Genomic DNA, 2,695 nt, shown 5'->3' on the forward strand with positions numbered 1-2,695 from the left:
GTGGTAGCTGGCTTGCCAGCGATTAGAGCGACGCGGTCTTAATGATTGACGGTGTACGCGAGCATCATCGAAATCTGGCTCATCGGCCGCCCGCCACTCTGTTCATGCCACTGGTTGAACGTCTCCTGCACAATCGCCAGATCGCGCAGGCTGGTCGGGGCCTTGTCGACGATCTTTTGTGCATTCAGCGCGGCGACCACGTCGTAGCTCGGCACGAAGGTATCCTTGCCGACCATGCGCAAAAAGCGTGGCGCCGACAGCCCGCCCAGCTGACTCCCGTGCTTTTTCAGGTAGGTCCACAGACCGACGATATCGGTCACCGGCCAGTCAGCGATCAGCGCGCCGAAACTGCCCTTCTCCTTCTCGACATCGAGGATGAACTGCGCATTGCGCGGCACGCTCTTGAGCTTGCCCAGGTGGCGAATGATCCGCGCGTCCTGCATCAGGCGTTCGAGGTGCTCGGCGCTCATCAGCACGACTTTTTCCGGGTCGAACTTGAAGAACACGTCCTCGAAGGCCGGCCACTTGGCGTCCACCAGACTGTGCTTGAGCCCGGCGCGGAACACGCGCAGGGCCATGGTCGAGAGGTAGCGGTCGTCGCTGATCTTGCGCAATTGCGCCGCGGTCTTGGGAACGGGCAGATGGGCTTCCAGTTCAGCCGCCGAACCGAAGCGGTTCAGACAGTATTCGTGCAGCCACTTGTAATCGCGCATGCCCTCTCCCGGGAATTGAAAATGAAATTCTACCTTTGAACACAAAACACTGTGGGAGCGAGCTTGCTCGCGAAAGCGGTATGCCATTCAACATTGATGTCGGCTGACACGACGCCTTCGCGAGCAAGCTCGCTCCCACATTTGAAGTATGTTTACAGGTTGACGACGTTAACGAAGCGCGAAGCCGCTGTTTCGTCGATCTTCAGGCTGGTGAAGTCGAACAGATTGCGGTCGGCCAGTTGCGACGGCACCACGTTCTGCAGACTGCGGAAGATGCTTTCGGTTCGACCCGGGGTCTTGCGCTCCCAGTCCTGAAGCATTTCCTTGACCACCTGACGCTGCAGGTTTTCCTGCGAACCGCAGAGGTTGCACGGGATGATCGGGAAAGCCCTGAAGTCCGAGTAGGCCTGGATGTCCTTCTCGTTGCAGTAGGCCAGCGGGCGGATCACCACGTTACGGCCGTCATCGGCACGCAGTTTCGGCGGCATCGCCTTGAGGGTGCCGTTGAAGAACATGTTGAGGAAGAACGTCTCGACGATGTCATCGCGATGGTGACCGAGGGCCATTTTGGTCGCGCCGATTTCGTCGGCAAAGGTGTACAGCGTGCCGCGACGCAGGCGCGAGCACAACGAGCAGGTGGTCTTGCCTTCCGGCACCAGCTCCTTGACCACCGAGTAGGTGTCTTTCTCGACGATGTGGTACTCGACGCCCAGCTCTTTCAGGTAGGCCGGCAGCACGTGCTCGGGGAAACCCGGCTGCTTCTGGTCCATGTTCACCGCGACGATCTCGAACTTGATCGGTGCAACCTTCTGCAGGTGCATCAACACGTCGAGCATGGTGTAGCTGTCCTTGCCTCCGGACAGGCAGACCATGACCTTGTCGCCGTCTTCGATCATGTTGAAGTCGGCGACCGCTTCGCCGGCCAGGCGGCGCAGGCGCTTTTGCAGTTTGTTCTGGTTGACCGTAAGAGTGCCCATGACGCGAAATCCGTGAGGTGTGACGAAAGGCGGGCATTTTACGCAAAAACCCCGTGGGGGCGAAGGGCCGAGAGTCTGCCCCATTCTTCCGAGGTCTGCATTGCCCTCTGTGGCGAGGGGATTTACCCCCGATCGGCTGCGCAGCAGTCGTCAAACCATCCATCGCGAAGTATCGGGAAAATAGAGTTCTGAGGTTTTGGGGCTGCTTCGCACCCCATCGGGGATAAATCCCCTCACCACAAATGTATTTCAAAGATAAAAAAGAGCTGATGCCAAGACCCCAAGGCGATTAAGCCCCGTATTTACAGCGCGATTTGCTCTAAGCCCCTAGTCCCAGTGCGGTTAAGACCTTTCTATACTGCGTCATAAGGTCGCACACATCTGAAGACCTGTATTTGCTCGGCCACCTTGGCCCGTAGGCGCTCCGCTGGGGGGCGATGGCAATAACAAGAGGAGTGACTGGCATGATCCATCACGTAGTGGGACTGTTTACCCACCCCGATCAGGAATGGAAGGAGATCCGTGGCGACCAAGAGGAAAGCATCAGCCACATGTACCTGACCCACACGCTGATTCTCGCGGCGATTCCGGCCGTTTCGGCGTTTATCGGCACCACCCAGGTTGGCTGGGTGATCGGCAACCGGGCGCCGGTGATGCTCACCGTGGAAAGCGCGATCTGGATGACTGTGATGTCATACCTGGCGATGCTCGGCGGGGTCGCGGTGATGGGCGCTTTCGTGCACTGGATGGCGCGCACCTATGACGCCAACCCGAGCCTGGCCCGTTGCGTCGCGTTCGCCACCTACACCGCAACGCCGCTGTTCGTCGGCGGCCTGGCGGCGCTGTATCCGCACATGTGGCTGGGGATGATCGTCGGCACGGCGGCCATTTGCTACACGGTCTACCTGCTGTACGTCGGGTTGCCGACGTTCATGAACATTCCCTCGGACGAAGGCTTTCTGTTTTCCAGCTCAGTGCTCGCGGTCGGTCTGGTGGTGCTGGTGG

The 2,695-nt window shown here is 59.1% G+C and carries 3 protein-coding genes; 1 reads left to right on the plus strand and 2 read right to left on the minus strand.

Going from position 1 to position 2,695, the window contains the following annotated elements; genetic code table 11:
- Nucleotides 1-38: 38 nt before the first annotated feature.
- Together DBR24_RS05700 and ttcA are read right to left on the minus strand one after the other, a co-directional pair.
- The gene (locus DBR24_RS05700) at nt 39-713 is read right to left on the minus strand and encodes a DNA-3-methyladenine glycosylase I (RefSeq protein WP_123466922.1); all 675 of its coding nucleotides are present in this window, start codon (nt 711-713) and stop codon (nt 39-41) included.
- Between the two features lie 152 nt (nt 714-865).
- Nucleotides 866-1,690: a tRNA 2-thiocytidine(32) synthetase TtcA gene (ttcA, locus tag DBR24_RS05710; RefSeq protein ID WP_128614162.1), complete on the minus strand. Its 825-nt coding sequence runs from the start codon at nt 1,688-1,690 to the stop codon at nt 866-868.
- Nucleotides 1,691-2,154: 464 nt separating this feature from the next.
- Between ttcA and DBR24_RS05715 the strand changes: the two genes are divergently transcribed.
- On the plus strand, nt 2,155-2,695 hold a 541-nt coding region (locus tag DBR24_RS05715; RefSeq protein ID WP_146188967.1), incomplete at its 3' end, for a Yip1 family protein.

It is taken from the genome of Pseudomonas sp. HMWF006 (genome assembly GCF_003061205.1).
Taxonomy (GTDB): Bacteria; Pseudomonadota; Gammaproteobacteria; order Pseudomonadales; family Pseudomonadaceae; genus Aquipseudomonas; species Aquipseudomonas monsensis.